This window comes from Brevibacterium sp. W7.2 (assembly GCF_018137945.1).
GTDB lineage: Bacteria > Actinomycetota > Actinomycetes > Actinomycetales > Brevibacteriaceae > Brevibacterium > Brevibacterium sanguinis.
On record NZ_CP073089.1, the window covers coordinates 3803356 to 3830274 of the forward strand.

At 69.2% G+C, this 26919-nt stretch carries 22 protein-coding genes; 10 read left to right on the forward strand and 12 right to left on the reverse strand.

All coding sequences use genetic code 11. The annotated features are described in order from the left end of the window. Positions 1–105: 105 nt before the first annotated feature. The 7 genes from J9315_RS17110 to pknB all read left to right on the forward strand — a co-directional run bounded on the left by J9315_RS17110 (position 106) and on the right by pknB (position 9887). Entirely contained in the window at positions 106–960 is an 855-nt protein-coding gene (locus tag J9315_RS17110; RefSeq protein WP_211978484.1) for a DUF3662 and FHA domain-containing protein, read from the forward strand. Beyond that, a complete protein-coding gene (locus J9315_RS17115) occupies positions 957–1517 on the forward strand; it encodes an FHA domain-containing protein (protein ID WP_211978485.1) in 561 nt (186 codons plus the stop codon). The genes J9315_RS17110 and J9315_RS17115 overlap by 4 nt, the downstream gene beginning before the upstream one ends. Next, positions 1514–2968 (forward strand): PP2C family serine/threonine-protein phosphatase, encoded by a 1455-nt coding sequence (locus J9315_RS17120; protein WP_211978486.1) that lies wholly within the window; start codon positions 1514–1516, stop codon positions 2966–2968. The genes J9315_RS17115 and J9315_RS17120 overlap by 4 nt, the downstream gene beginning before the upstream one ends. Beyond that, entirely contained in the window at positions 2968–4593 is a 1626-nt protein-coding gene (locus J9315_RS17125) for an FtsW/RodA/SpoVE family cell cycle protein (protein WP_211978487.1), read from the forward strand. The genes J9315_RS17120 and J9315_RS17125 overlap by 1 nt, the downstream gene beginning before the upstream one ends. Continuing rightward, positions 4590–6059 carry a penicillin-binding transpeptidase domain-containing protein gene (locus J9315_RS17130; RefSeq protein WP_211978488.1) on the forward strand — a complete coding sequence of 490 codons (1470 nt, stop codon included), beginning with the start codon at positions 4590–4592 and terminating at the stop codon, positions 6057–6059. The genes J9315_RS17125 and J9315_RS17130 overlap by 4 nt, the downstream gene beginning before the upstream one ends. Then, positions 6056–7867, forward strand: coding sequence for a protein kinase (locus tag J9315_RS17135; protein ID WP_211978489.1), 1812 nt, complete (start codon positions 6056–6058; stop codon positions 7865–7867). Before J9315_RS17130 ends, J9315_RS17135 begins: the two co-directional genes overlap by 4 nt. Before the next feature lie 100 nt (positions 7868–7967). Beyond that, entirely contained in the window at positions 7968–9887 is a 1920-nt protein-coding gene (pknB, locus tag J9315_RS17140) for a Stk1 family PASTA domain-containing Ser/Thr kinase (protein WP_211978490.1), read from the forward strand. Positions 9888–9909: 22 nt separating this feature from the next. Here pknB and J9315_RS17145 read toward each other — a convergent pair whose 3' ends face one another. The 4 genes from J9315_RS17145 to J9315_RS17160 all read right to left on the reverse strand — a co-directional run bounded on the left by J9315_RS17145 (position 9910) and on the right by J9315_RS17160 (position 12703). Beyond that, positions 9910–10422, reverse strand: coding sequence for a GyrI-like domain-containing protein (locus tag J9315_RS17145; RefSeq protein WP_211978491.1), 513 nt, complete (start codon positions 10420–10422; stop codon positions 9910–9912). A 64-nt stretch (positions 10423–10486) separates the two neighbouring features. After that, the gene (locus J9315_RS17150) at positions 10487–11137 is read right to left on the reverse strand and encodes a gamma-glutamyl-gamma-aminobutyrate hydrolase family protein (protein WP_211978492.1); all 651 of its coding nucleotides are present in this window, start codon (positions 11135–11137) and stop codon (positions 10487–10489) included. Then, a complete protein-coding gene (locus tag J9315_RS17155) occupies positions 11134–11304 on the reverse strand; it encodes a hypothetical protein (RefSeq protein ID WP_198500121.1) in 171 nt (56 codons plus the stop codon). The genes J9315_RS17150 and J9315_RS17155 overlap by 4 nt, the downstream gene beginning before the upstream one ends. 1 nt (position 11305) lies before the next feature. Next, positions 11306–12703 (reverse strand): class E sortase, encoded by a 1398-nt coding sequence (locus tag J9315_RS17160; RefSeq protein WP_249120962.1) that lies wholly within the window; start codon positions 12701–12703, stop codon positions 11306–11308. Between the two features lie 297 nt (positions 12704–13000). Between J9315_RS17160 and J9315_RS17165 the strand changes: the two genes are divergently transcribed. Beyond that, positions 13001–13750, forward strand: a complete 750-nt coding sequence (locus J9315_RS17165; RefSeq protein ID WP_211978493.1) for a cell division protein CrgA — start codon at positions 13001–13003, stop codon at positions 13748–13750. A gap of 194 nt (positions 13751–13944) precedes the next feature. Here the strand turns inward: J9315_RS17165 and J9315_RS17170 are convergent, their stop codons facing one another. Continuing rightward, positions 13945–14646 carry a rhomboid family intramembrane serine protease gene (locus J9315_RS17170; protein WP_211978494.1) on the reverse strand — a complete coding sequence of 234 codons (702 nt, stop codon included), beginning with the start codon at positions 14644–14646 and terminating at the stop codon, positions 13945–13947. Between the two features lie 35 nt (positions 14647–14681). Next, positions 14682–15224 (reverse strand): peptidylprolyl isomerase, encoded by a 543-nt coding sequence (locus J9315_RS17175; RefSeq protein WP_269780030.1) that lies wholly within the window; start codon positions 15222–15224, stop codon positions 14682–14684. Positions 15225–15400: 176 nt separating this feature from the next. Between J9315_RS17175 and J9315_RS17180 the strand changes: the two genes are divergently transcribed. Next, on the forward strand, positions 15401–16120 hold the full coding sequence (locus J9315_RS17180) for a hypothetical protein (protein WP_232623786.1): 720 nt from the start codon (positions 15401–15403) through the stop codon (positions 16118–16120). 78 nt (positions 16121–16198) lie between these two features. On the opposite strand, the gene J9315_RS17185 is transcribed toward J9315_RS17180, so the two are convergent. The 3 genes from J9315_RS17185 to argS form a co-directional block, all read right to left on the reverse strand. Next, positions 16199–17623, reverse strand: a complete 1425-nt coding sequence (locus tag J9315_RS17185; protein ID WP_211978495.1) for an FAD-linked oxidase C-terminal domain-containing protein — start codon at positions 17621–17623, stop codon at positions 16199–16201. Positions 17624–17763: 140 nt separating this feature from the next. Beyond that, entirely contained in the window at positions 17764–19062 is a 1299-nt protein-coding gene (locus J9315_RS17190) for an MFS transporter (protein ID WP_349251970.1), read from the reverse strand. Continuing rightward, the gene (argS, locus tag J9315_RS17195) at positions 19059–20795 is read right to left on the reverse strand and encodes an arginine--tRNA ligase (protein ID WP_211978496.1); all 1737 of its coding nucleotides are present in this window, start codon (positions 20793–20795) and stop codon (positions 19059–19061) included. Before argS ends, J9315_RS17190 begins: the two co-directional genes overlap by 4 nt. 77 nt (positions 20796–20872) lie before the next feature. On the opposite strand from argS, the gene J9315_RS17200 reads away from it, so the two are divergent. Next, complete coding sequence (locus tag J9315_RS17200) at positions 20873–24181, forward strand: S41 family peptidase (RefSeq protein ID WP_249120963.1); 3309 nt, start codon at positions 20873–20875, stop codon at positions 24179–24181. 77 nt (positions 24182–24258) lie between these two features. Here J9315_RS17200 and J9315_RS17205 read toward each other — a convergent pair whose 3' ends face one another. The 3 genes from J9315_RS17205 to J9315_RS17215 are packed head-to-tail and all read right to left on the reverse strand — an operon-like array spanning position 24259 to position 26801. Beyond that, positions 24259–24918, reverse strand: coding sequence for a hypothetical protein (locus J9315_RS17205; protein ID WP_211978498.1), 660 nt, complete (start codon positions 24916–24918; stop codon positions 24259–24261). Then, entirely contained in the window at positions 24915–25715 is an 801-nt protein-coding gene (locus J9315_RS17210; protein ID WP_211978499.1) for a pyrimidine reductase family protein, read from the reverse strand. The genes J9315_RS17205 and J9315_RS17210 overlap by 4 nt, the downstream gene beginning before the upstream one ends. Positions 25716–25754: 39 nt before the next feature. Further along, complete coding sequence (locus tag J9315_RS17215; RefSeq protein WP_211978500.1) at positions 25755–26801, reverse strand: Dyp-type peroxidase; 1047 nt, start codon at positions 26799–26801, stop codon at positions 25755–25757. Positions 26802–26919 lie beyond the last annotated feature (118 nt).

Here is a 26919-nt window from a genome sequence, read left to right on the forward strand (position 1 = left end):
CCGGATACGGTCACGCCCACGCGAAAGAGCAGTGCAGACCATGTGCCCACGTTCTGGCCGACCGCCCGAACACGAGACAGACGATGCCGAACCGGAGGAGGTGCCATGGGAATTCTCGATCGCTTCGAGAAGGGACTGGAGAACGTCGTCAACGGCGCCTTCGCGAAGGCCTTCCGCTCCCAGGTCGAACCCGTCGAACTCGGCGGGGCCCTGCGCCGCGAAGCCGACAACAAGGCAGCCGTCGTCTCCCGCGGACGCACCCTGACGGCGAACCACTACACGATCGAGCTCTCACCCGCCGACTTCGAGCGCCTCTCCGGCATCGAGACCGAACTGCGGGCCGATCTCCGCCAGGTCATCGGCGACCACGCGATCGAGCAGGCGTACAGCTTCGTCGGGCCGGTGTCCGTCGACTTCGTCGAAGCCGACGACCTCGACACGGGCATGTACCGCGTCGTCTCGAGCACCCAGCGCCCCGACGGGTCGCCGGCGGCCCAGCCGGCCAACCGCGGCGGCTACGACCCGGTCTCCCGCTCCCACAACATCGTCGAACCGGCCCCGGCCTCGACCTCCCGTCCCGTGCCGCAGCGCCAGGCCGCGCCGCGGCGCTCGAGCGAGCCCGCGCGGTCGGCGACCCCGATCCGCCAGGCCGCCCCGGCCCGGCAGCGCACGATCGAGGCGAGCGTCGACATCAACGGACAGACCTACCCTCTGCGTCAGGGCAGCAACGTCTTCGGACGCTCGTCGAACAGCTCGGACTTCGTCATCGACGACCCCGGTGTCTCGCGCCGCCACTTCGAGATCGTCGTCGAGGGCGACCATGCCGTCGCCAACGACCTCGGCTCGACGAACGGCACGCTGCTCCACGGACGCAAACTGACCTCCGCCAACCTCAGCAACGGTGATGTGCTCACGGCAGGCGACGCCGATGTGCGCTACACCGAACAGGACACTCTGTGAGCGAATTCACCGTCACCGTCTTCCGGTTCGCGTTCTTCGTCATCCTCTGGCTCTTCGTCTTCGGGGTGGCAGGCGTGCTCAGGCGGGACATCTTCGGCGCGCGGCGCGGACCCCGCAAGTCGAAGAAGAACAAGGCCGCGCGGGGCTCCTCGCGCCAGTCCGCCCCCGCCCAGAACCAGCAGGCGCACAATCAGCAGGCGCAGAACCAGGCCCAGAACCGTCCGGCCCAGCAGCCGCCGGCGCCCTCGCGTCCGGTGCCGCGGGCGAATCCCGGCTCGATCCGGGTGACCGCCGGTCCGATGGCCGGCACCTCGCTCATCCTCTCCGGGGCACCCGTGACCTTCGGGCGCGCGCCGGACAACACGATCGTCATCGACGACGACTTCGCCTCGAGCCACCATGCCCGCATCATCGCGCGGAACGGCGCCTGGGTGCTCGAGGACCTCAGCTCGACGAACGGCACGTTCGTCGACGGCTCGCGCATCACCGCCCCGTTCGACCTTGGCATCGGCACTCAGATCACCATCGGACATACGACGTTGGAGACCCAATCGTGACGACCGACGGAACGATCACCCTTCGCTCCGCAGCCCGGTCTCACACCGGGCTCGTGCGCAAGAACAACCAGGACTCCGGGTATGCGGGTCCCAACTTCCTCCTCATCGCCGACGGCATGGGCGGGCACGCCGGCGGTGACGTCGCCTCGGCGATCACCGTCGCCCGCCTCGCCGAACTCGACCGCGAGACCGGGGGCGAGGACGCCCTCGAGATCCTCCGCACCTCGATCCTCGACGCCAACGACCGCATCTGCCGCGGCGTCGCCGAACAGCCCGAACTCGCCGGCATGGGCACGACCGTCACCGCCCTCCTGCGCGCGCCGGGCAACCGCTTCGCCCTCGCCCACATCGGCGACTCCCGCGGATACGTCTACCGCGACGGCGAACTCCACGCCGTCACCCACGACCACACCTTCGTCCAGATGCTCGTCGACGAGGGCCGCATCACCGCCGAGGAAGCCGACACCCACCCCCAGCGCTCCGTCGTCATGAAGGTCCTCGGCGACGTCGGCACGTCCCCTGACCTCGACCTCTCCCTGCGGGAGGCCCACGTCGGCGACCGCTGGCTGCTCTGCTCCGACGGCCTCACCGGGTTCGCCGATATCGGCGACATCACCCGGGTCCTCGCCGAGGTGGCCGACCCCGACGAGGCCTGCCGCCAGCTCATCGACCTCGCTCTGGCCGGCGGCGGCGCCGACAACGTCACCGTCGTCATCGGCGACGTCATCGAGGGCACCGTCGAGACCGCCCAGGGCAAGTCCGTGGGCTCCGTCCACCTCAACCCGCAGTACGCGACGATCGGCACCCGCCCCGAGGGCGACGGCGCGACCGCGCAGCACGACTTCGCGAACACCGATATCCCCACCGACACCGTGCCCCTGCAGACCGTGACCGATGCCGGGTCCGGTGATTCCGGGCAGGAACCCACCGCCGAGGTGCCCGCCGGGTCCGTGCGGACACTGACCGAGGACGAGACCGAGGATGCGGCCGAGTCCGACGAGGACGACGAGCCTGAGGACGTCGAGAAGCGCTCCTACCTCGGGTGGATCATCGCCGCCATCGTCATCATCGCCCTCGCCGTGGCCGGCTTCTTCGCCTACAACTACATCAACAACCACTACTACCTGACGAACGAGAACGGCCAGGTCACGCTCTACCGCGGCCTCGACACGACGCTCGGCCCCATCGAGCTCAGCCGCCTCGAGGACACCACCGACATCCAGGTCGACTCGCTCAACAGCTTCTCCCAGGACCGGCTTCGCAGCTCGATCCAGGCCGACTCCCGCGAAGAGGCCGACCGGATCATCGACAATCTCCGCCGGGAGGCCGAGAGCGCCGGCACCGTCTCCGGCAACGCCGAGGATGCGACCGCGCCGAGCGATCCCGCCCCCTCCCCGCCGAACGGGCAGAGCGCCGAACCCAGTGACGCGATCACTCAGGAGTCGCAGTGATGTCAGACTCCGTCTCCCAGGCAGCCCGGCCCAGGCCCTACCGCCTGGCCGAGCTCGGGCTCATCATCCTGGCGATCATCGCCTCGACGAGTGCCTACGCGCTCGTCGGGCTCGGCGTCGACGATGCCATGCCGACCGACATCTACGGCTACATGGCGTGGCTGACGGCTCTCGCCCTCCTCATCCACATCGTCGTGTGGTGGAAGGCGAAGTACGCCGACCCCGTCCTCGTGCCCATCGCCGTCCTCCTCAACGGACTCGGCCTGGCGATGATCCACCGCGTCGACCTCGGTCGCGTGGAGTTCCTCGACAGCGCCACCCAGCAGCTCATCTGGATGACGCTCGGCGTGGGGCTCGCGATCGCCGTGCTCATCGTCCTCCGCGACCACCGCTGGCTGCGCCGCTACACCTACGTCTCGGGCTTCCTCGCCCTCTTCTTCCTCCTGCTGCCCCTCATCCCGGGCCTCGGCAGGACGATCAACGGCGCCCGCATCTGGATCGGCATCGGACCGCTGTCGTTCCAGCCCGGTGAGATCGCGAAGATCCTCCTCGCGATCTTCTTCGCCGGCTACCTCGTCGCCTACCGCGACCAGCTCGTGCTCGCGGGCCCGAAGATCCTCGGCATCCGCTTCCCCCGGCTGCGCGACTTCGGTCCCATCGTCATCGCGTGGATCGCCAGCGTCGGCGTCCTCGTCTTCGAACGCGACCTCGGCACCTCCCTCCTCTTCTTCGGCCTCTTCGTCGCCATGCTCTACGTCGCGACCTCGAAGGTCTCGTGGATCATCATCGGCATGTCGTTCTTCGCCGCCGGCGCCGTCCTCGCGACCCTGCTCTTCTCCCACGTCCAGCAGCGCATCGACGGTTGGCTGAATGCGCTCACGGCCGAGGAGTACAACAAGACGCCGGGCGGGTCCTACCAGCTCGTCCAGGGCCTGTTCGGGATGGCCAACGGCGGTCTCGTCGGCACCGGGCTCGGCGAGGGCCGACCGAACATGGTCCCCTACGCGGAATCCGACTTCATCTACGCGAGCTTCGGCGAGGAGCTCGGCATGGCCGGTCTCTTCGTCATCCTGCTCTGCTACCTCCTCATCTTCGAACGCGGCATCCGCACCGCGCAGAAGCTTCGCGACGGCTTCGGCACCCTGCTCGCCGCGGGGCTCTCCTTCACGATCGCCCTCCAGGTCTTCGTCGTCGTCGGCGGCGTCACCCGCCTCATCCCGCTCACCGGTCTGACCACGCCGTTCCTCGCCCAAGGCGGTTCGTCCCTGGTCGCGAACTGGGTGATCATCGCCCTCCTGCTGCGGATGTCGGACAATGCCCGCCGCCCGGTCGACGAATTCCACACCGGCGTCCTCAAGATCACCGAAGACGCGGACTCCACGACCGCCTCGGCGCGCCGCCGGAAGAAGTCCGACGACGACGGCGACCAGCCCGACGCTGATCACTGGAACAACCCCGGCGACCGGATCAACCCTGCTGACCGGACCGGCAGCGATGAGTCGCCGACGACGGTCCACGCGACGACTCCCGCCGACGAGGCGGTCACGACGAACCTCAGCACCCGCCGCCCCAGCGGCCCCGACCAGCGCCCGACCGACGAGCCCTCCCAGGGAGGAGACCGATGAAGAAGTCGCTCACGCACATCGGAGTCGTCGGCTTCGTCATGTTCGCCCTGCTCTTCGGCTCGACGAGCTGGGTGCAGTTCGTCACCGCCGACTCCCTCAACGCCAACCCGCTCAACAACCGGCAGATCCTCGATCAGCTCTCCCGCGACCGCGGACCGATCCTCGTCGACGGCACGCCGATCGCCTATTCCGAGCCCGTCGACGACCGCTACCGGTTCCAGCGCCAGTACGGCTCCGACGGCCTCGACCCTCGCGCGTACGCGTCGATGACCGGGTACTACTCGATCGTCTCCGGCGCCTCGGGCATGGAGCGCGCCGCCGGTGACTACCTCTCCGGTGACTCCGACGCCCTCTTCTACGACAAGGTCGGCAGCTTCTTCACCGGTGAGCAGCCGCGCGGTGCCGCGGTCGAGCTCACCGTCGACCCCGACGTCCAGCAGGCGGCCTGGGACGGCCTCGGCAACCAGACCGGTGCGGCGGTCGCGCTCGACCCGAAGACCGGGAAGATCCTCGCGATGGCCTCGACGCCGGGCTGGGATCCCAACCCGATCGCCAGCCACAATCCGGATGAGGCGCGGTCGGCGTTCGAGCAGCTCAACAACGACCCGGAGAACCCGGCCTACAACCGCGCGATCGGCGGCAACCTCTACCCGCCCGGCTCGACCTTCAAGGTCCTCGTCGCGGCCGCCGCCCTCGAATCGGGCGACTACACGCCGGACTCGCGGCTCAACGGCCCGGCCACCCTCGATCTGCCGCAGACGACGGCGACGATCAGCAACTCGCACGCCGGGGCCTGCCGCAGCGGTGGTCGCCCCACTCTCGCGGAGTCGCTCGCCGAATCGTGCAACACGTCGTTCGCCTCCCTCGGCATGGATCTCGGTGAGGACGCGATCGCCGAGCAGGCCGCGAAGTTCGGCTTCGGCCAGGACCTCTCGATCCCGCTCACCGTGACCCCGTCGACGTTCCCCTCCGACCTCAACCCCCCGCAGCTCGCGCAGTCCTCGCTCGGCCAGTTCGAGGTGCGCTCGACGCCGATGCAGATGGCGATGATGACCGCCGGCATCGCCAACGACGGCAGAATGATGAAGCCGGAGCTCGTCAACCGCGTGCTCAACGCGAACACCCTCGAGCCGATCACGGAGACGAGGCCGACGGAGCTCTCACGTCCCGTCTCCGGTCAGACGGCCGAAGAGCTCAATACGATGATGCAGGGCGTCGTCACCGACGGCACCGCCTCGGTGGCCCAGATCCCCGGCGTCCAGGTCGCGGCGAAGACGGGCACCGCCCAGCACGCGCAGGGCGCGGCCCCGCACGCGTGGTTCATCTCCTTCGCCCCTGCCGACGACCCGCAGATCGCGGTCGCGGTCGTCGTCGAGAACGGCGGCAACGCCGGCAATGAAGCTTACGGAGCGACGGTCGCCGGACCGATCGCCAAGGACATGATGGAAGCGGTGGTCGACAAATGAGGCCGAGTGAAGGCACTCAGCTGGGGAACCGGTACACCCTGACCTCGCGGATCGCCGTGGGCGGCATGGGCGAGGTGTGGAAGGGCGTCGACTCCGTGCTCGGACGCGAGGTCGCCGCGAAGATCCTCAAGGACGAATACCTCTCGGACTCGACGTTCCTCGCCCGCTTCCGCGCCGAGGCGCAGAACATGGGCCGCGTCTCCGATCCCGGCATCGCCGGCGTCTACGACTACGGCGACGAGGACGGCTCGCCCTACCTCGTCATGGAGTACGTGCCCGGCGAACCCCTGTCGACGATCATCGAACGCAGCGCCCCGCTGTCCGAAGAGGACACGCTGAGCATCGTCTCGCAGGCCGCACAGGCGCTCGGCGCCGCGCACAAGGTCGGTGTCGTCCACCGCGACATCAAGCCCGGCAACATCCTCATGACCCCGGACTTCCGGGTGAAGATCACCGACTTCGGCATCGCCCGGGTCACCGACCAGGCGCCGCTGACGAAGACCGGTCAGGTCATGGGCACCGCCCAGTACCTCGCGCCCGAACAGGCCACCGGCAAGGGCTCGGGTCCCGGATCCGACCTCTACGCGCTCGGCATCATCGCCTACGAGGCGCTTGCCGGCCAGCGCCCCTTCACCGGGGACTCGCAGGTCGCGATCGCGATCGCCCAGGTCAACCAGCAGCACCCGCCGCTGCCGGACACGGTCTCCGAGCCGATGCGCCGGTTCGTCGACTCCCTGCTCGAGAAGAAGCCCGAACGCCGGCCCGACGATGCGATGGCCGTGGCCAAGGCCGCCGAGGCGCTGGCCGTGGGCAACGTCGCCGCCGCCGAGGCCGCGCTGCCGCAGATGCGCCACGGCAACGCCGCATCGGAGGCGCTCACGCAGGTCTTCAACGACCCCGACCCGGTGCCCTCGACGCAGGTCCTGCCGACCACCTCGAGCAACGATGCGACCCGCGTCTACAGCGCCGACCAGCAGCCCGGCTACGGTCCGCCCACGGGAACGGGCTACAACCAGGCCGTCGCCGCGGGTGACCCGAACGATCCCAACGGCACCGATGATGAGCTGGAGAAGAAGCAGTCGAAGAAGGGCAGGGTCCTCATCTGGGTCCTCGCGATCCTCGCGCTCATCGCCGTCGGGTCCCTCCTCTGGTACTTCCTCGGGCAGAACGGCGAGGAGCCGGCTCCCGCCCCGTCGACGAGTGCGACGACCTCGCAGGCGCCGCAGGAGATCGAGATCGACAGAAACGACTACATCGGGCAGTCCGAGTCCTCGGCGACGCAGAACCTCGAACGGCAGGGCCTGCGCGTCGACACGGAGACGATCGACTCGAACCGCGCCCAGGGCACCGTCGCCGATGTCGGCGAGGCCGACGGCGGCGGCTACACCTTCGAAGAGGGCGACACCGTCACCCTCTACATCTCCTCAGGGCCGGCCGAAGAGCCGGCACCCGAACCGACGCGGACCTCGCGGCCGAGCGAACCGAGCAGCGACTCCGGCTCGAATTCGGGGTCGGGCAGCGGTTCGAACTCGGGCTCATCGTCCGACTCCGGGTCGTCGTCGAACTCGAACAGCGGATCCTCGTCGAACTCCGAGACCGGCTCGTCGTCGAATTCGGACAGCGGCTCCTCCTCGGACTCGAACTCAGGCTCGTCCTCGGAGTCGGGCTCGGAGAGCGGAGGGTCCTCGAATTCCGGCAACGGCGCGAACTCGAATCCCGGGTCGAACCCGAACGGCGGAGCCAACGCCAACGGCAACAACGGAAACGGCACGAACGCAGGCGGGGACTCCAGCGGAGACGAGGGTTAGCCGCCGAGGCGACTGGGACATGGGACGAGCGAAGAATAGTAATCTTGAGGAACTGCCCGGACTGCTCAACGCGTCCGGGTGACATACGCGGAGGAAGTACATGACTGAGCCCAAGGTGCTGTCGGAGAGGTACGAAGTCCGTGCCCTCCTCGGCCGTGGGGGCATGGCAGAGGTGCACGAGGGCGTCGACACCCGTCTGGGTCGACGCATCGCGATCAAGCTTCTGCGGTCCGATCTTGCGCGCGACCCCTCCTTCCACACGCGACTCAAACGCGAAGCGCAGTCCGCTGCCGGTCTCAACCATCCCGGCATCGTCGCCGTCTACGACTCCGGTGAGGAGGAGTTCGTCGAGTCCGGCGGCTCGAGCGTCTCCGTGCCCTTCATCGTCATGGAGTACGTCGAGGGTCAGACCCTGCGCGAAGTCCTCAACGAACACGGCACGCTCACCGTCGATGAGGCGCTCAACGTCATCGCCGGAGTCCTCGCCCCGCTCGAGTACTCCCACCGCAACGGCATCGTCCACCGCGACATCAAACCGGCGAACGTCATGCTCACTCCCGAGGGCGACATCAAGGTGATGGACTTCGGCATCGCCCGTGCGCTCAAGGACAACAGCGGCCTGACCCAGACGCAGTCGGTCGTCGGCACCGCCCAGTACCTCTCCCCCGAGCAGGCGCGCGGCGAGGTCGTCGACGCCCGGTCCGACCTCTACTCGACCGCGTGCCTCCTCTACGAACTGCTCGCCGGGCGACCCCCGTTCGTCGGCGACTCGCAGCTCGCCGTGGCGTATCAGCATGTCGGTGAGACGCCGCAGCCGCCGAGCTTCTACAACCCCGATGTGCCCCCCGAGGTCGATCGACTCGTCCTCCACGCCCTGAAGAAGGATCGCGACGAGCGCTACCAGGACGCCTATACGTTCCGGGAGGACGTCCTCGCCGCGCGCGACGGTCGACCGCTGAGCATCGACGGCGACCTCGATCGCACGCAGGCGTTCGCCGCGGCCGGCGGGGCCGGGATGATGGGTCCGCCGCCGGCGACGCAGGCCTACCCGCTCGACGCCGAGGCGGCTCCCGAGACCGGTCCGGTCTCCCAGATCATGACCCGGCAGGAGCAGCAGCCGGTGAAGAAGCGCTCGCGGGCGTGGATCTGGATCGGCAGCATCTTCGTCCTCCTCGCCCTCGCGGCCGTCGCCCTGTGGGTGTACGAGATCAACAAGCCCGAACCGATCGTCCAGGTCCAGGTCGCCGACGTCGCAGGCATGGATGCCGATGCCGCCGAGGCGCAGCTGCGCAATCAGGGATTCGACGTCACGACGGAGGAGACGTACAACGCCGACGTCGATGAGGGCAGTGCGATCTCGACGGATCCGGCCGCCGGCCAGAGCATCCCGGAGAACAGCACCGTCAAACTCGTCGTCTCCTTAGGACCTGAGAACGTCACCGTCCCCGAGGTCGCGGGCAAGACCGAGGAGGAGGCGCGGCAGATCCTCAACGACGCGAAGCTCCAGGCGGGCACCCACATCTCCCAGAACTCACCGGATGTGAAGAAGGGCGTCGTCATCGAGACGAAGCCCGGTGAGGGCGAGAAGGTCGATGTCGACTCGAACGTCGATCTCGTCGTGTCCTCGGGACTCGTCAAGGTGCCCGATGTCCTCGGGCAGACGCAGGAGGACGCGTGCAGCACGCTCTCCGGCGACGACTACAAGCTCCAGTGCAAGGTCGAAGAGGTCGAGACCGCCGATCAGGATGAGGGCACGGTCTTCGAGCAGTCGACCCCGGGCGGCACCGATGTCGCGCAGGGTTCGGAGATCACCATCCGCGTGGCCAAGAAGCCGCCGGAGCCGTCCCCGACGATCCCGTCGATCCCCGGCGGCATCCCGACCGCGCCGTCGCCGACCGACAGCCCCGACGGCAACGGCGGGGACAACGGCAACGGCGGAGGGACGTCGAACGACGGTGCCGTCGGCGGCGGCAGCTCGTGGTTCGACGACTGGGCCGACGCCAGAGGCAACGGCGACTGAGCTCTCAGCCGCAGGCGAGCCCTCAGCCGAGCGTGACGAAGAGATCCGTGCGCAGGTCCGCCGGGTCCATGTCCGGGCTCGGCTCGGTGACGTAGACCTCGAAGAACGGCATGTCCGGGTGATGGCCGGCGGCGACGAGACCCTGCATGTGCGCATTCCACGCTTCGGCGAGGCCGTCGAAGCCGCCGAGGTGGGAGATCGCTCCGACCGATCCCCCGGGCAGTTCCGCGGGGATCGCGGTGAGGTCGTCCCCGAGGTCGAGTGCCTGACTCAGGACCCCGGCCACCGGGATGCCCACCTGGATGTCGACGGTGTCCGACGGCGGGCGCGTGTAGAGGGAGAACGCCGGACCTGCGGGCTCGACTCCCGCCTCGGCGAGGGCCGGGAAGAGCCGGGAGTACACGGAGTCGAAGAGGGCCGGCAGCTCGCTCATCGGATGGTTCTGGGCCTCGACGACGACCGTGGGCACGGGCTGGGCCTCGAAGACGGTGAGTTCGCGATACGGCTCGGTCGGGAAGTAACTCGGCTCTTCCATGGGATGTCCTCTCACTGGATCGTCTGAGTCGATCCTAAGCGCTGAGGTCCGGGAGGCGGAAGAGTCAGGGAGCGGAGATCGCCGAGGCGAGCGGCGACATCGCCGCAGCCCGTGCGGCCGCGCCGGACAGTCCGCAGACCTCGAGCCAGTTGCCGAGCATGAGGTAGCCCGATTCCGTGAGGACGGACTCCGGGTGGAACTGGACGCCGTAGAGGGGTGCGCTGCGGTGCTCGATGGCCATGACGACATCATCAGGAGTGCGCGCGGTGACGGCGAAGGTCTCGAGGTCGATCGTCTCGTCGACGATCGCGAGCGAGTGGTACCGGGTCACCGTCAGCGGCGAGGGGCAGCCGGCGAAGATGCCCTCCCCGTCGTGGGTGATGACCGAGGTCTTGCCGTGCATGAGGACCGGCGAATGCGTCACCGTCGCCCCGAAGACCTCGCCGAGGGCCTGGTGCCCCAGGCACACCCCGAACAGCGGGCGGCCCGCCTCGGCGGCCCAGCGGATGAGGTCGGGGCACACCCCGGACTCCGCGGGCACACCCGGTCCCGGGGAGAGCAGGATGCCGTCGTATCCGCGTGCCAGCTCCACGGCCGCCTCGGCGGACAGGTCGTCATTGCGGATGACGTCGGCCCTCGCACCGAGCTCACGGACATACGCGACGAGGGTGTAGACGAAGCTGTCGTAGTTGTCGACGACGAGGATGCGGGTCACTGCCCGCCCTCGTCGGTGACGGTCGCGTTGTTGAACGGCATGTAGGGGGCGACGGCGGGGAAGACGTACTGCATGAGCAGGTAGACGACGGCCGCGATGAGGATGAGGGCGAAGACGAGCTTGACGAACCACGGCCCGGGCAGAATCCGCCAGATCAGTCCGTACATGTCACGCTCCTCCGCTCTTGCTGACTTTGTCGTACGCCTTCGAGTCCTTGATCGCGTCCGGTGGGCCCTCGCCGGCCGGGCGCCATTCGGTGAGCTCGGCGTAGGCGATGTAGCGCTCGCGCGCGGAGAACATCGGGTTGCACGCGGTCAGGGTGAGGATCCGATCCTTGCCCTTGTAATCGGGCTGGTCGGGCACCGGGGCGAGCACCTCGACGGCATCGGGGAGGATGATGTCGAAGTTGCGGAACGTGTACGTGTAGAACCCGTCCTTCGTCTGCACGACGATCTCGTCGCCGGGCTGGAGCTTCGCGATCTGGTTGAACGGCTTGCCGTAGGTGACGCGGTGGCCGGCGACGGAGAAGTTGCCGACCTCGCCGGGCATCGCGGAGTTCGGGTAGCGGCCCACGCCCATGCGGTTGAGCACGGGTTCGAGGTCGACGCCCTCGGCGAGCGTGCGGTAGTAGTCGTCGCCGAAGCGCGGGATGTAGAAGATGCCGAACGCGGTGTTCTTCTCGACGGGGTCGGCCACGACGGGTTCGTCCGGGTCATCGGGCAGCTGATTGGGATCCTGGTTCGCCCAGTCCTTCGTCAGCTGGTCGGCGAGCACCTCGTTGTCGCGGTTGGCCTCGAGGTCCGTCCACCACAGCTGCCAGACGACGAAGAGGATGAGGACGAGCCCCGCGGTGATGCAGAGTTCGCCGAAGGTGCGGATCGTCCCGCGGATCGGGCCGATCGGCTGGCGCTGGGCCGGCTGCTTCTTCCGTCGGCCCCCGCCCGAGCTGCCGTCGCCGGGACCGCCCGGGCCGGCGGGCCCGCCGGGTCCTCCCGGGCCGCCAGGGCCTGCTGCTGCGGGGGCGGCAGCTGCCGCGTAGCCCGCGCCCGCGTAGGCGGGATTGCCGGTGGTGTCGGTGTAGGCGGGCTGGACCATCGTCGGCTGCGCACCCGTGGGCGGGTACGGCTGGGGCTGCTGCTGTGCGTGCTGCTGGGACCAGGCGGGCATCGCCTGCGTCGGCATCGCCTCGGTGGCCTCGGAGCGCAGCGGCGGGGCGTCGGCGCTTCCCGCACCGGCAGCGGTGCCGGCGGTCCCGGCACCGGCTCCACCGGCGGCGGCAGCGGCTTCACGACGGCGCAGCTCGCGGCGGCTCGGCAGGGGGGCGTCGTAGTTCGTGCCGGCGGTGGCATCGGCAGCGGAGTTCGAGTCGGCGTCGCCGGTGTTCGCCGAGTCGGCGTCGCCGGTGTTCGCCGAGGCGGCGTCGACGGTGTTCGCTGAGGCGGCGTCGATCCGGAAGGGCTCGGTCGCCGGACCCGCATCGCCCTGGCTGTAGGGGCCCTGGCCGTAGTCCCCCTGGCTCGTGGCCTCATCGGCGGGGTGGGTCGGCGGTGTCTGGGGAGTGGGCATCCGCCGCTGTGCGGATCGAATGGTGGGTCGCGAAGACGCTTCGTTACCCGAGGAGGAGCTATTCACCACTTCTGCACCGTGCCTATGACCTTGAATCCGGGGCTCGCCCTGTGGACAAGCGGGGACACCCTAATGCACTTTATCGCATGAACACGGTGCTGTGGCGGGTTCACAGCTCACTCGAAGTCTGGGGTCAGGTTTTTCATTCAGCCCCGCCTCACGAGTAGACTGAGGGGCGATTGTCCCCGACCAGTGAATCGGTGGCCCGCCCCTGGGGTCGCTGTCGAAGGAGTACTCGTGGCCAAGTCCAATGGACGGACCTCGCGCCCTCAGCGCACCGCGCGCAATGCGGCGAAAGCCAAGAAGACGGCTGATGACGCCACCGTGGTCGACGAGACCGACATCGAGGTCACCGAGGTGGTCGATGCCGACGGCACCGAGACCGACGTCGTCATCGTCGACGAGGTCGAGGTCGAGGTCGTCGAGGACGATGCCGCCGACGACAAGGACAATTCCGACGAGGAGCCGACGGCAGCCGCGAAGTCGGGGACCGCCTCGGCGAAGGCGGATGCGAAGGACGACGCCGAGGCGGACTCCGATGAGGACGCGGCCGAGGACGACGACTCCGCGTCCAAGGGCACGGCGACGAAGGACTCAGCGACCAAGGGCACGGCTACCAAGAGCACAGCGAAGTCCGGTACCGCGAAGGCCGCTGCCGAGGCCTCCAAGGAGAAGTCGTCCGCCAAGGAGAAGTCAGCAAAGAAGGCGGGCGCGAAGCGCACGACGCGTTCGGGCAATCCGGCCAAGCGCTCGCAGGGTCGCAAGACCGCGAGCTACACCTCCGAGGCCGGCCAGCAGACGATCAAGCCGAATCCGCGCTGGTTCCTTCCGGTGCTCATCGGCCTCCTGCTCATCGGCCTCATCTGGCTCGTCACGTTCTACATCACGCAGGGTGCGTTCCCCGTCGAGGCATGGGGCAACTGGAACATCCTCATCGGCTTCGCGTTCTTCGTCGCGGGCCTCATCATGTCGACGCGCTGGCGCTAGATCAGTCGCCCCTTCCTGGGCGCATCACCGCCCCTTCCTCGGCCCATCACACGGGCCGAGGGAGGGGCTGAGTTATACCCAAGCGCGCACGCTGTCCTGTGCATAACTTTTTACACGCCTGTGACCAGCAGAAATACATCGATGTGAGTTATCCACCGTGTGGATAACCACTGTGGACAAATGACGAATGCAGTTCAGGGCGCAGCGCCTGCGGTGGCTGTCTTCGCGATGACCACGACCGTCATGACGAGGACGAGGGCTGCCGCGACGAGCCAGAACACGAGTCCCGAGCGCTTCCGCCCCACGAGCAGGGCACCGGCGCCGAGGACGAATCCGGTGACGAGACCGCCGAAGTGCGCCTGCCACGAGACTCCCGGCACGAGGAATCCGTAGCCGAAGTTGAGGACGACGAAGAGCACGACGCCGGTGATGTTGCGGTCGAGCCGCTTCGTCGGCACGAGGAGGACGCCGATGATCGCGAACACCGCGCCGGACGCGCCGATGTTGTTCGTCACCCAGTCCCGACTCCACGGTTCGGCGAGGAGGAGGACCATGACGGAGCCGCCGACCGCGCCGAGGACGTAGACGGCGAGGAACCTCCAGTGCCCGAGGGCGCGCTCGACGAACGAGCCGAAGAAGAAGAGGCCGAGCATGTTGGCGAGCAGATGGACCGGCGAGGGCTGTTCGTGGACGAGGGCCACGGTGAGCAGACGCCACGGCTGCTCGACGGTGAGCGCCGGCACGTAGCTCAACCGGTGGAGGAGATCGAGTCCGGGCAGCAGCTGGAGGAGGAACGAGAGGCCGGTGACGATCATGATCCCGGCCGTCACCGGGGGAAAGTGCACAGAGAGGGCCCGGCCGGTTTCCCGGGCCGGGCCCTGCTCTGGTGTGCTCATGCACCCATCGTAGGTCAGATCGTGTGAGGCGGTGCTCAGGCGTCCTTGATCTCGACGGATTCGATGACGACCGGCTCGACCGGCTTGTCCATCGCCCCGGTGCGCACGCCCTCGATCTCGTCGACGACCTTCTGGGAGGCGTCGTCGGCGACCTCGCCGAAGATCGTGTGCTTGCCGTTGAGCCACGGGGTCTCAGCAGTCGTGATGAAGAACTGCGAGCCGTTGGTGCCGCGGCCCATCTGCTTGCCGGCGTTGGCCATCGCGAGCAGGTACTTGCGGTCGAACTGGAGCTCCGGATGGATCTCGTCGTCGAAGACGTAGCCGGGACCGCCGGTGCCGGTGCCGAGCGGGTCGCCGCCCTGGATCATGAAGTCCGAGATGATCCGGTGGAAGCCGGTGCCGTCGTAGAAGGGGCCCTTCGTGGGCTGGCCGGTCTGGGGGTCGGTGTATTCGCGCTCACCCGTGGCGAGTTCGACGAAGTTCGCGACCGTCTTCGGGGCGTGGTTGCCGAAGAGGTTGATGGTGATGTCGCCGTGGTTGGTGTGCAGGACCGCTGTGTTCGTTGCAGATGTGGACATGCCCCTCATTCTTCCACGCCGGCCGCGAATCTGCTGATCCGTCAAGGAGGGTTTGCACAAACCTCCAGCAGATCCGCAGGCAAATTCCTCCCCCTCCGGTAGCCCCTCCCCCCGGGCCAGGCCGTAGACTGGGGAGTGATCAGTTGCCCCCGGACTTAAGAGGATTGGGAATGTTCATGTCGAAGAAGCCAGCTCGGGAACCGCTCGCGTCGAAGCTCGATTCCGCGAAGAAGACGTCGCTCCGCTTCCTGGCCGACGCCTCGGATGCCGCCGCTCCCAAACTGCGTGAGGCAGCCGACAAGGCCAACGGTCGCGTCGAGGCATTCACCGAGAAGGCCCGCCCCCAGGTCGAGGCGCTCGCCGAGAAGGCGAACCAGCAGGTCCACGACTGGGCAGACCGGATCGAGGCCTACCGGCCCGAGGCCACCGAGCGCGCCGGCAAGTTCGCCGGGACCGCTGCGACCTCGCTCGCGGCGATGGAGACCCCGCAGCTCATCGACAACCTCGCCGTGCGCCTCACCGGTGACAAGAAGGCGATGAAGAAGGCCCGCAAGGCCCTCGCCCAGGCCGGCAAGCGGATCCAGAAGGAGACCGCGCAGAAGTCCGGCGGCGGCAAGAAGGCCCTCGTGTGGACGCTCGTCATCGGCTCCGCCGCCGGCATCGGCTACTACGTGTGGAAGAAGGCCCAGCCGGTCGAGGACCCCTGGTCGACGCCGCTGCCGAACAACCGCCCGGCCGATGCCCGCCCCGTCGGATCGACCCCGGCCTCGCGCCAGGGCACGACCCCGAACGTCTCGCAGGCTCCGGTGCCCGACTCGAAGGCTCCCGCCACCCCGGCGACCCCGACCCCGAAGCCGGCCGTCGACCCGACCACGGACTCCAACGCGAAGCACTGAGCTGCCTGGGCAGCCCTGAGCTGCTCAACACTGAGGCGGACCACCTTTCCGGTGGTCCGCCTCAGTCGTCTCCGCCGCTCAGCCCTCGGGCTCGGCCACTCGCCGTTCGGCCGCATCCGCCCGGCTGAACCCGTCGGCGTAGATCGCCCCGGGGTTGAGGATGTTGTCGGGATCGAGCGCGCGCTTGATCGTGTGGTTGAGCTCCATGACGTCCGCACCGAGGTACTCCGGCAGCCACGGCTTCTTCAGCCGACCCACACCGTGCTCGCCGGTGATCGTGCCGCCGAGCGACGTCGCGAGATCCATGACCTCGCCGTAGGCGATGTCCGCCCGCTCCCGCTGGGCGGCATCGTTCGGGTCGACGACGAGCAGCGGGTGCGTGTTCCCGTCACCGGCATGGGCGATGACGGAGATGAGGACGTCGCGCTCGGCGGCGATCCGCTCGATCCCGGTGACGAGGTCGCCGAGGCGGGGCAGCGGCACCCCGACATCCTCGAGCAGGAGGGTGCCCTTCTTCTCCACGGCGGGGATCGCCATCCGCCGCGCGGTGACGAAGGCCTCCCCCTCCTCGGCGTCATCGGTGGCATAGCATTCGGTCGCCCCGTTCTTCTCGCACAGCTCCTCGACGATGGCGATCTGACCGGCGGCGTACTCGCCGGGCTCGTCGGACTGGATGACGAGCATGCCCTCGGCCTCCCGGTCGAGGCCCATCTTCAGCTCGTCCTCGACGGCGTTGATCGATGCGCGGTCCATGAACTCGAGCATCGACAGGCGCATCTGCGCGCAGATGTCGAGGACGGTCTGGGTCGCACCCTCGAGCGTCGGGAAGGTCGCCACCAGCGTCGTCGGGGGCAGCTGGGCGGGCACGAGCCGCAGGGTCACCTCGGTGATGATGCCGAGCGTTCCCTCGCTGCCGACGAAGAGCTTGAGCAGGGAGAGCCCCGCGACGTCCTTGATCCGCGGACCGCCGAGCTCGATCGCCCGGCCGTCGGCGAGGACGACGGTCATGCCGAGGACGTAGTCCGTCGTCACTCCGTACTTCACGCAGCACAGGCCGCCGGCGTTCGTCGCGACATTGCCGCCGATCGAGCAGAACTCGTACGACGAGGGATCCGGCGGGTACCACAGACCGTGTTCGGCAGCGGCGGCCTTGACCTCGGCGTTGAAGGCCCCGGGCTGGACGACGGCCATGCGGGTCGCGGGGTCGACCGCGATGTCGCGCATCCGGTCGAGGCAGACGATGAGCCCGCCCTCGACGGCGGAGCTGCCGCCCGAGAGCCCCGAACCGGCGCCGCGGGGCACGACGGGGATCCGCGCGGCGGCCGCGACGCGCACCGCGGCCTGGACATCGGCGGTCGAGGACGCGCGGACGATCGCCAGCGGCATCCCGGCACCGGGGTCATTCGCCCGATCCCAGCGATAGGCGTCCATCGAGTCCGGATCGGTGATGAGGGCGTCGGCGGGCAGCGCGTCCCGCAGGGCAGTGAGGACATCGGCCGTCATGGTTCTCCTCGGGTCCAAGCGATGCGGCGCCGCGATGCGCCGCTCGGATGTGTCGTGGGTCTCACTCTACTTGGTCGGCAAGCCGTCCTGTGCACCGGGTGGGCAGACCGCCGTCGGCAGACCCCCGTGAACGATGCTGCTCAGAGCACCTCGCGTCGGCCCGCGGGTCCCCCGGGGGTGAAGCGTCCGGCAAGGCGGGCGGCGAGGAGGCCGGCGACCGTGAACGCGAGCGTCGCGGCGAGCACGAGCAGCTGGGGTCCGACCCATCCGCCGGTCGTCGTCGCCAGCCAGCCGGCGAACGGCGGGGCGAGCGTCGCCGCGAGATAGCCCCCGCCCTGCACGCGCGCCGAGGCGGACGCGGTCTGGGCGTCGCTGCCCGCGGTGCGCGCGATGATCGAGAAGATCGCGGTGAATCCGCCGCCCTGCGCGATGCCGCCGGTGATCGCCCAGAGCACGTACTGGTCCGGGGCGAGGAGGAGGCCGACGGGCAGGGAGAGCCAGAGGACGGCGACGATCGCCACGGGCACCCACGGCCGGGCCCGCCCGGCGAGCAGCGGCACCCCGAAGGCGCCGAGGATCGCAGCGACCTGGAAGAGCGAGGCCGTGCTGCCGGCCGCACCGGCGGCGAGTCCCTCGGTGTCGGCGAGCATCGACGGCAGCCACGTCGTCGTCGTGTAGTAGGAGATCGACTGGCCGCTGAAGGTGATGACGAGGAGGGCGACGATCGCCCGGAACTGCGGCGGCGCCTCCCGCCACGGCCGCTTCCCCGGCTCGGGCGGACGCTTCCCCGGCTCGGGCGGGCGCTTCGGCTCCGCGTCGACCTCCGCGTCGAACTCAGCGGCGAACTCCGCCTCGGCACGTCTGCGCCGGCGGAGGACGAGCAGCCAGAACCCGAGACCCGCGAGGGCGAGGATCCCCCACAGCCCGATCGCCCAGCGCCAGCCGACGAGGGCGGCCAGCGGTCCGGTGCCGATGAGGGTGACCATCGAGCCGATATTCATCGTCGCCGAATAGAGGCCGGTGACCATGGAGACCTGGTTCCACGGGACCTCGCGGCGGATGATGACGGGCACGACGATGTTGCCGAGGGTGATCGCGAGCCCGATGATCGCCGTGCCCGTGAGCACGAGCCACGTCGGCCCGACCGAGCGCAGCACCGTGCCGGCGAGCACCCCGGTGAGACACGCGAGCACGGTGGCTTCGGCGCCGAGGCGGCGGATCGTCTTCGTCGCGAGCGGCGTGGCGAGGGCGAAGAGGAGGACGGGCAGACCCGTGAGGAGACCGGCACCGGCCGCGCTCAGACCGGTGTCGGCGCGGATGTCGCCGAGCACCGCGGTCGGCGCGATGATCGGGGTGCGCAGGTTGAGGGCGAGGAGGACGATGCCCGCGACGATCCACGGCACCATCCCCGACACCGCAACGCGGCCCGGCGTGCTCACATCCTCTCGGGCACGCGGATGCCGAGCACGCCGAGTCCGGCCTCGAGGACCTCAAGCACCGTCGCGCTCAGGCGCAGACGCGAGTTCCGCAGCTCAGGCGTGTCGGCGACGAGGACGGGGCACTGCTCGTAGAACGCGGTGAACGACTGGGCGAGGTCGAAGAGGTACGCGGCCATCCGGTGGGGCACGGACCCGGCGGCCACCTCGGCGACGACATCGGGGAACCCGAGGATCGCGAGCGCGAGAGCCCGTTCGGCCGGTTCACCGAGGACGATCGGCGCGGTCGCGAACGCGCGGGTCCCGTCCTCGGCGTCAGCCCGGCGGAGGATCGAGCGGATCCGCGCCCCGGCGTACTGGAGGTAGGGGGCGGTGTTGCCGATGGGGGCGAGCATGCGGTCGAGGTCGAAGGTGTACGAGGTGTCGTGGGCGACGGAGAGGTCGGCGTACTTGACCGCGCCGATGCCGACGATGGCGGCGACCTCGTCCTCCTCACCGAGGGCGAAGTCGGCGCTCGAGTCCTCGAGCGTGACCTTGGCCCGGGCCACGGCCTCCTCGAGGAGGGCGGCCAGGCGCAGCGGGGCGCCGGAGCGGGTGCGCAGGATCTTCCCGTCGGATCCGAGGACGTTGCCGATCTTCACGTGGTCCAGGGATGTGCCCTCGGGAATCCAGCCGGCGGCGCGGGCGGTCGCGAAGACCATCTCGAAATGGAGGGCCTGCGGGGCGCCGACGACGTAGAGGACCCGGTCGGCGTGGAGGTCACGGGCGCGGCGGCGGACCGCGGCGAGGTCGGTCGTGGCATAGCCGTAGCCGCCGTCGGACTTGCGGATGATGAGCGGCAGGGGTTCGCCGTCGCGGCCCTTGTAGCCGTCCGGGAAGACGCAGAGGGCACCGTCGCTGATCCACGCGAGACCCTTGGCCTCGAGTTCGTCGCAGACGTCGGCGAGGTCATCGTTGTACGTGCTCTCCCCCGCGAGGTCGGCATCGCGCAGCGTGACGTCGAGGAGGGAGTAGATGCTGTTGAAGTAGGTCTTCGAGTACCCGACGAGGGTGTCCCACAGCGCCAGCGTGTCGGCGTCCCCGCCCTGGAGGGCGACGACGCGGGCCCGGGCGCGGGTCGCGAAGTCCTCGTCGCCGTCGAACTTCACCCGCGCGGCCTGGTAGAAGGAGTTCGGGTCGGAGGCGATCTCGGCTTCCGTCGTCTCGCCGATGCCGACGTCGAGGAGGTGTTCGATGAGCATGCCGAACGGGGTGCCCCAGTCGCCGATGTGGTTCTGGCGGATGACGGTGTCCCCGAGGTATTCGTGCGTGCGGGCGAGCGCATCGCCGACGACGGTCGTGCGCAGGTGGCCGACGTGCATCTCCTTCGCGACGTTCGGCGCCGAGTAGTCGATGACGACCGTCTGCGGCGTCGCCGGGGCGTCGACGGCGGTGGCGTCCCCGGTCTCGAGCGCGGTGGCGAGGAACTCGGGCAGGAACGTGAGGTTGATGAATCCGGGCCCGGAGATCTCCGGGGGTGCGCAGACGCCGTCGAGATCGAGGTTCTCGACGATCGCCTCGGCGATGTCGCGGGGCTTCGACTTCAGCTCCTTCGCGAGCGGCAGCGCGACGTTGGCCTGGAAGTCGGCGAACTGCGAGCTCCTGATGACGGGGTCGCGATCGGAGAAGTCCTCCCCGAAGGCGGCGGTGAGGGCCGCGGCGAACCGGTCGTTGAGAAGTGAAGTGAGCGTCGGCATGCCCCCATTCTATTCGCGCCCCGCCAATGCGGTTTCCTCAGGTCAGGGACTGGATCCACGGCTGTAATGTGGATCACGTGACTTATCTTCGCTACCCCCATGTCAGTGGCGATCTCATCGCCTTCACCGCCGACGACGACGTCTGGCTCGTCCCCGTCGAGGGAGGCCGCGCATGGCGCCTGACCTCGGATCATGCTCCCGTGCGCAGTCCTCGGATCTCCCCGGACGGGACCCATGTCGCGTTCGTGTCGTTCCGCGACGGCCATCCTGAGCTCATGCTCGCCGAGGTGGCCACCGGTGCCCTGCGCCGGCTCACCTGGTTGGGCGGCTCGGTGACGACGATGCTCGGCTGGGCCGACGACGAGCACATCCTCATCGGGTCGAACGCCGGTGAGGCCGAGGTCCGCAACCACGTCATCAAGTCCGTCAGCCTGAGCGGGGAGGTCGAGCGCCTGACGTGGGGCCGGGCCTCGGGCTTCGCCCGCCACCACACCGGGGTGAGCGCGCTGTCGACCCCGTTCAGCCGGCCCCCTGCGCATTGGAAGCGCTACCGCGGCGGCACCGCGCCGAGGCTGTGGCTCGATCGGACCGCCGACGACACGGGCGCCGGAGCGCAGTGGGAGCGGCTGCTCCGTGACGACGAGGCCTCGCTCACCGATCCCCTGTGGATCGGCGATTCCCTCGTCGTCACCTCGGATCGGGCGGCGACGTTCCCCGACAACGCGGGCGAGCAGGCGAACCTGTGGATCTGGGACGGACTGGCGACGCGGACTCCCGGCAGCCTCGGCGAGCCGCGCCAGCTCACCCACCAGACCGAGGCCGACGGCTATGTCCGGGACGCCACGAGCGACGGAACGCGGATCGTGTGGCACTCACGCGGCGAGATCAAGGTCCTCGACAGCCTCGACTCGGACGTCCGCACCCTCGACGTCGTGCTGCCGGGGACGCAGGTGCAGCCGCTCACGCTTGATCCGAGCACCGGAATCGGCGCCATCGCCCCTGATCACGGGGGCAACGCCGCGGTGGTCGAATGGCGGGGCAAGGCCTTCCGCCTCGCTCATCGCGAAGGTCCGGCGCGGGCGCTCGCGGCGGACTCCTCGGTGCGGGTGCGCCTGCCCGTCGTCCTCGGCACCACCGGGCAGGCCGCATACGTCACCGACGCCGAGGGCGAGGACGCGATCGAGATCCGCGATCTCGCGGGCGAGAAGGAGCCGCGGCGGATCGGGGCGGGAGCGCTCGGCCGGGTGCTGTCGCTGGCCGCCGATCCCGCGGGCAAGGTGCTCGCGACGATCTCCCACGACGGGACCGTGCGCCTCATCGAGGTCTCCGGGGGCCGGACGCACGTCGTCGGGCACTCCGGGTCCGGGGAGGCGACGTCCCCGCGCTTCTCCCCCGACGGGAAGTACCTCGTGTGGGCGCAGCCGACGCAGGGCGAGGAGCAGCTCAACCGCCTGATGATCGCCGAGGTGAAGGCCGGTCGGGAGGGCGCGCCCCTGACGACGGGGAAGTACAACGACCACTCCCCGGCGTTCACCCGGGACGGGAAGTACGTCGTCTTCCTCTCGGACCGGACCTTCGATCCCGCGTACAACCAGCATTCCTTCGATCTCTCCTTCAACGGGGTGACCCGGCCGTGGCTGCTCCCGCTGTCAGCGACCGACCCGGCGCCCTTCGGTCCGAGCACGAGCGGCTGGGCGATCAGCGAACTCACCGACGATGACAGGAAGGCGAAGACCGAGCGGGACCAGGCGGTGACGACCGTCGACGTCGACCTCGAGGGCGCCGAGGAGCGGATCGTGCCGTTCCCCGTCTCCTCGGGCGTCTTCCGCGACCTCGAAGCCGCCGACGGCGGCGTGCTGTGGATGCGCGTCGGCGATGCCGAGGACGGGGAGATCGGGGACAAGCACTCCGGGGACACCGGGGAGAAGGCCGCCGAGGTCATCCAGTACTTCGACTTCGCCAAGCGCAAGCTCACCACCGTCGTCGACAAGGCCGATGACTACAGCGTGTCCGGCAACGGCAAGCTCATCATCGTCCGCTCCGGCGATGACGTCACGGTGCGCCCGGCGAATCGGAAGGTCGAGGCCGATGACGACGAGAACGTCACCGTCGACCTCGGCCGGCTGCGCTTCGAGCTCGACCGGCGGGCCGAATGGCTGCAGATGTTCGAGGAGAACGCCCGGATCATGCGCGACCACTACTGGCGCTCGGACATGAACGGCGTCGACTGGGAGGGCGTGACCCTGCGGTGGCGCGGGGTCGCGGCGAAGGCGCTCACGCACGACGACCTCGTCGACATCCTCTGGGAGACCGTCGGGGAGCTCAACACGTCCCACGCCTACGTCACCCCGCCGGCGCCGCTCGGCGATGAGGCGAAGAGGCTCGGCTTCCTCGGCGCGGATCTCACACGGACGGACAAGGGCTGGGAGATCGCACGCATCCTCCCCGGTGAGACGAGCGAACCGGCGGCGAGGTCGCCGCTGCGCCAGGCCGGGGTCGGGGCAGCACCCGGAGATGTCATCGTCGCGGTGGGCGGTCAGAGCGTCGATCCTCAGCTCGGGCCCGCGCCGCTGCTCGTCGGGGCGGCGGACACGATCGTCGAGCTCACCCTGCGGCGCGGGCGCAAGGAGCGCACGGTCGCCGTCGTGCCGATCGGCAGCGAGGAGAAGCTGCGCTACCAGGACTGGGTGCGTTCACGGCGGGAGTACGTGGCGGAGAAGTCAGGGGGCCGCGTCGGCTACGTCCACATCCCCGACATGATGGCCGGCGGCTGGGCGCAGCTCCACCGCGACATCCGCCAGGCGATGTCCGCCGAGGGCGTCGTCGCCGATGTCCGGTTCAACCGGGGCGGGCACACGAGCGCGCTCGTCGCCGAGCGCTTCGCCGACCGCGTCATCGCGTGGGGCGCGGTGCGCAGCTACGACGAGATGACCCCGGATCCGGAGAACACCCGGCGCGGTCCCGTCGTCTTCCTCGCCAACGAGTTCTCCGGCTCCGACGGCGACATCATCAACGCCCGCGTCCAGGCCAAGGGCATCGGCCCGGTCATCGGCGTGCGCACGTGGGGCGGGGTCGTCGGCATCGACGGCCGCTACGACCTCGTCGACGGCACCGGGATCACGCAGCCGCGCTACGCGTTCTGGCTCGAGGGCAAGGGCTGGGACGTCGAGAACTACGGTGTCGACCCGGACATCGAGGTCGAGCACGATCCCGGGCAGCTGTTCTCAGCCGAGGATCCGCAGCTCGATCGGGGCATCGCCGAGGTGCTCGCCGCCCTCGACGAGACACCAGCCGTCACCGCCCCCGACCTCCCCGCTCCGCGCGTGCGCAGCCCCCGCACGCCCGGCGGAGCCGCACCCGGGGCCGCACCCGGCGGGGACGCGTAGGTCGCTCACCGACTGCCGGACGCAGAGTGTCGATTCCACGGCGTCGGATCGACACTCTGCGTCCGGAAATTGCGGCCTCAGGCGGGCTGCGCGTCGCGTGCGGCCGGCGCCGAGGCGGCGGGGGCGAGCGCCCAGAGTGCGAAGGCGAGCAGGACGAAGCCGGGAATGACGCCGGCGAGCACGGGAATGAACGCCGGGGCGGAGACGAAGAAGGCGATGAATCCGGCTACGCCGAGCAGTGTGACGACGGTGGCGAGGACGTGGAAGCGGCCGAGCCTGAAGACGTGCCCGAGTGCGTAGAAGTGCGTGCCGACGACGACGGCGACCCACGCGACACCGAGCTCCGGGTAGCCGAGTCCCGAGAGCAGCTTCGCTCCGCCGAAGAGGGCGAGCGCTTCGACGGCGACGATGATCCAATAGCTGCGGGAGAACGGGTTCGCGCCCGCAGGTCGGGGATGTCCCCTGCGGCGTCCGAGGCTGCGGAAGGCGAGGACCAGGATCCCTGCGAAGGCCGCGGTGCCGAGAACGATGACGCCGATGCGGCCGACGGTCGAGAACCCGGCGCTGTTGACGATGAGGAAGACGAGGCCGAAGACGCCGCCGATGAGCGACCCGATCTCCGCCCCGTCGGCCGGTGGCGGCGCGGCGGCCGCCTCGGCGGGGGGATTCAGGGGATCACGGTGATCGGAGACCTCGGGACGGTGCGGGGGTTCGGGGGACTGTGGGGCCTGGGTCATGGTCGGCTCCTGAGAGAACGGCTGTCTGCGGGGAATCGGTAGAGGAGGTAGAGGTACCCGTCGTCGGTGGCGAGCACCGAGGCGAGGTCGAGCGGAACCGGAGGGTCGAAGGTCGGTCCGTGGACGATGCGGGTGGCTGTCCCGCCGACGATCTCAGGGGAGCGAGTGAGGCAGAGTTCGTCGACGCACTCGGCGCGGACGAGTTCGGCGAAGACGCTCGGACCGCCCTCGCAGACGATCCGGTGGAAGCCCCGCTGACGCAGCTGATCGAGGGCAAGCGCGAAGTCGACGGCGTCGACGCCGGCGACGATCACCTCGGCGACCTCGGCGGCTCTCTCCCGCGCCGCGAGCGGGGAGGACTCACTCGTGAGGATGATCGTCCGGGCATCGGCCGGGGCCTCGGTGAACAGCGGTGCCGTGAAGTCGAGAGCAAGGCTCTCGGAGACGACGGCGAGCGGCGCGGTCGAGGGGCGGCCGGCCCGCAGAGCACGCCACTGCGGGTCGTCCTCGGCGGGTCCGTACTCCTCGGTGCGGGCGGTTCCGGCGCCGACGATGATGACATCGGCGAGAGCGCGGTTGAGTGCGAAGACCGCCCGGTCCGTGGCGTTGCCGAGACCCCCGGCCCGCCCGGACACGGTCGCGGCGCCGTCGACGGAGGCGACGAACACCGCCCGCACCCAGGACTGCCCAGGGTCCGCCGGGTCCGCGTGGTCCTGCGGGAAGGCGAAAGCCGCGGGCAGACTCAGCTGCGCGGATTCTCCGGGGAGGATCCGGCGCACCGTCGGAGTCTCGCTCACCACTGGGTTCTCCTGCCGTTCAGCTCGGAGCTGTGCGGTTCAGTTCGGCGCTGTGCCGGCCCCGCCGCTGTGGTCGCTGCTCGAGCCCGAAGTGCTCGCACCCTGAGTGCTCGACTCCGTGCTCGAACCGAGCACCGAGGCGGGGTTGTCGAGGAAGTCGGCGGTGGGCACGAAGAAGAGGCAGCCGGTCAGCGCGGTCGAGAAGTCGAGGATCCGGTCATGGGTGGCGTCGCCGTCGCCCAAGAACATCCGTTCGAGCATCGTCTCCGTGACCGTCGGATCGGCGGCGTACCCGATGAAGTAGGTGCCGAACTCGCCGGACTCGACGGAGCCGAACACCATGTTGTCGCGCACGATCTTGCGCTCGGTGCCATCGGGTTCGGTGATGGTGTTGAGCACGATGTGGGAATCGGGGGCCTTGTCCTTGTCGGGGAACTCCATGTCGGAGAGCTTGTGGCGGCCGAACGCCGCCTGCTGCTCCTCGACGGTGATCGAGTTCCACTTCGGCAGGTCGTGGATGTACTTCTGGACGATGACGTAGCTGCTGCCGGTGAAGTCCGGGTCCTCGTCGCCGACGAAGACGGTGTCGACGGCGAGCTGGTCCTCGGGGTTGGCGGTGCCGTCGACGAAGCCGAGGATGTCGCGCTGGTCGAAGTAGCGGAACGCGTGGACCTCGTCGACGACGTCGACGTAGCCCTCGAGCTTGCTCATCAGCTGACGGGTGAGTTCGAAGCTCATATCCGTCCGGTCCGCGCGGATGTGGAAGAGGAGGTCGCCGGGCGTCGACGGGGCGACGTGCTTGCCGCCCTTGAGCTCCTTGAAGGGGTGGAGCTTCGCGGGGCGCTTCTGCGGGAAGAGACGATCCCAGAGGTCGGAGCCGATGCCGGTCACGCAGCTGAGGCCGGCCGCCTTGACGCGGAAGCCGACGGCGCGGATGACGCCGCCGATCTCGCCGAAGAAATCGCGCACGTGGTCCTCGGCACCGGGTTTGACGGTGACGACGAGGAAGACGCCCGACTGCGACGGCGGCTCGAGGACGTGCTGCGGGTTCGTGCTGTCCGGAGGGTTTCCATACTGCGTTGTCACTGAATCGTCTCCTCTTCCGCGAGCCCCGACAGTGCGAGGTCGGACGACAATCGTCCTTGGTCGGTCAGTATACGCGGCGAAAGCCGCCGTGAGGTGGACTCGGGCCGACGAATCCGCG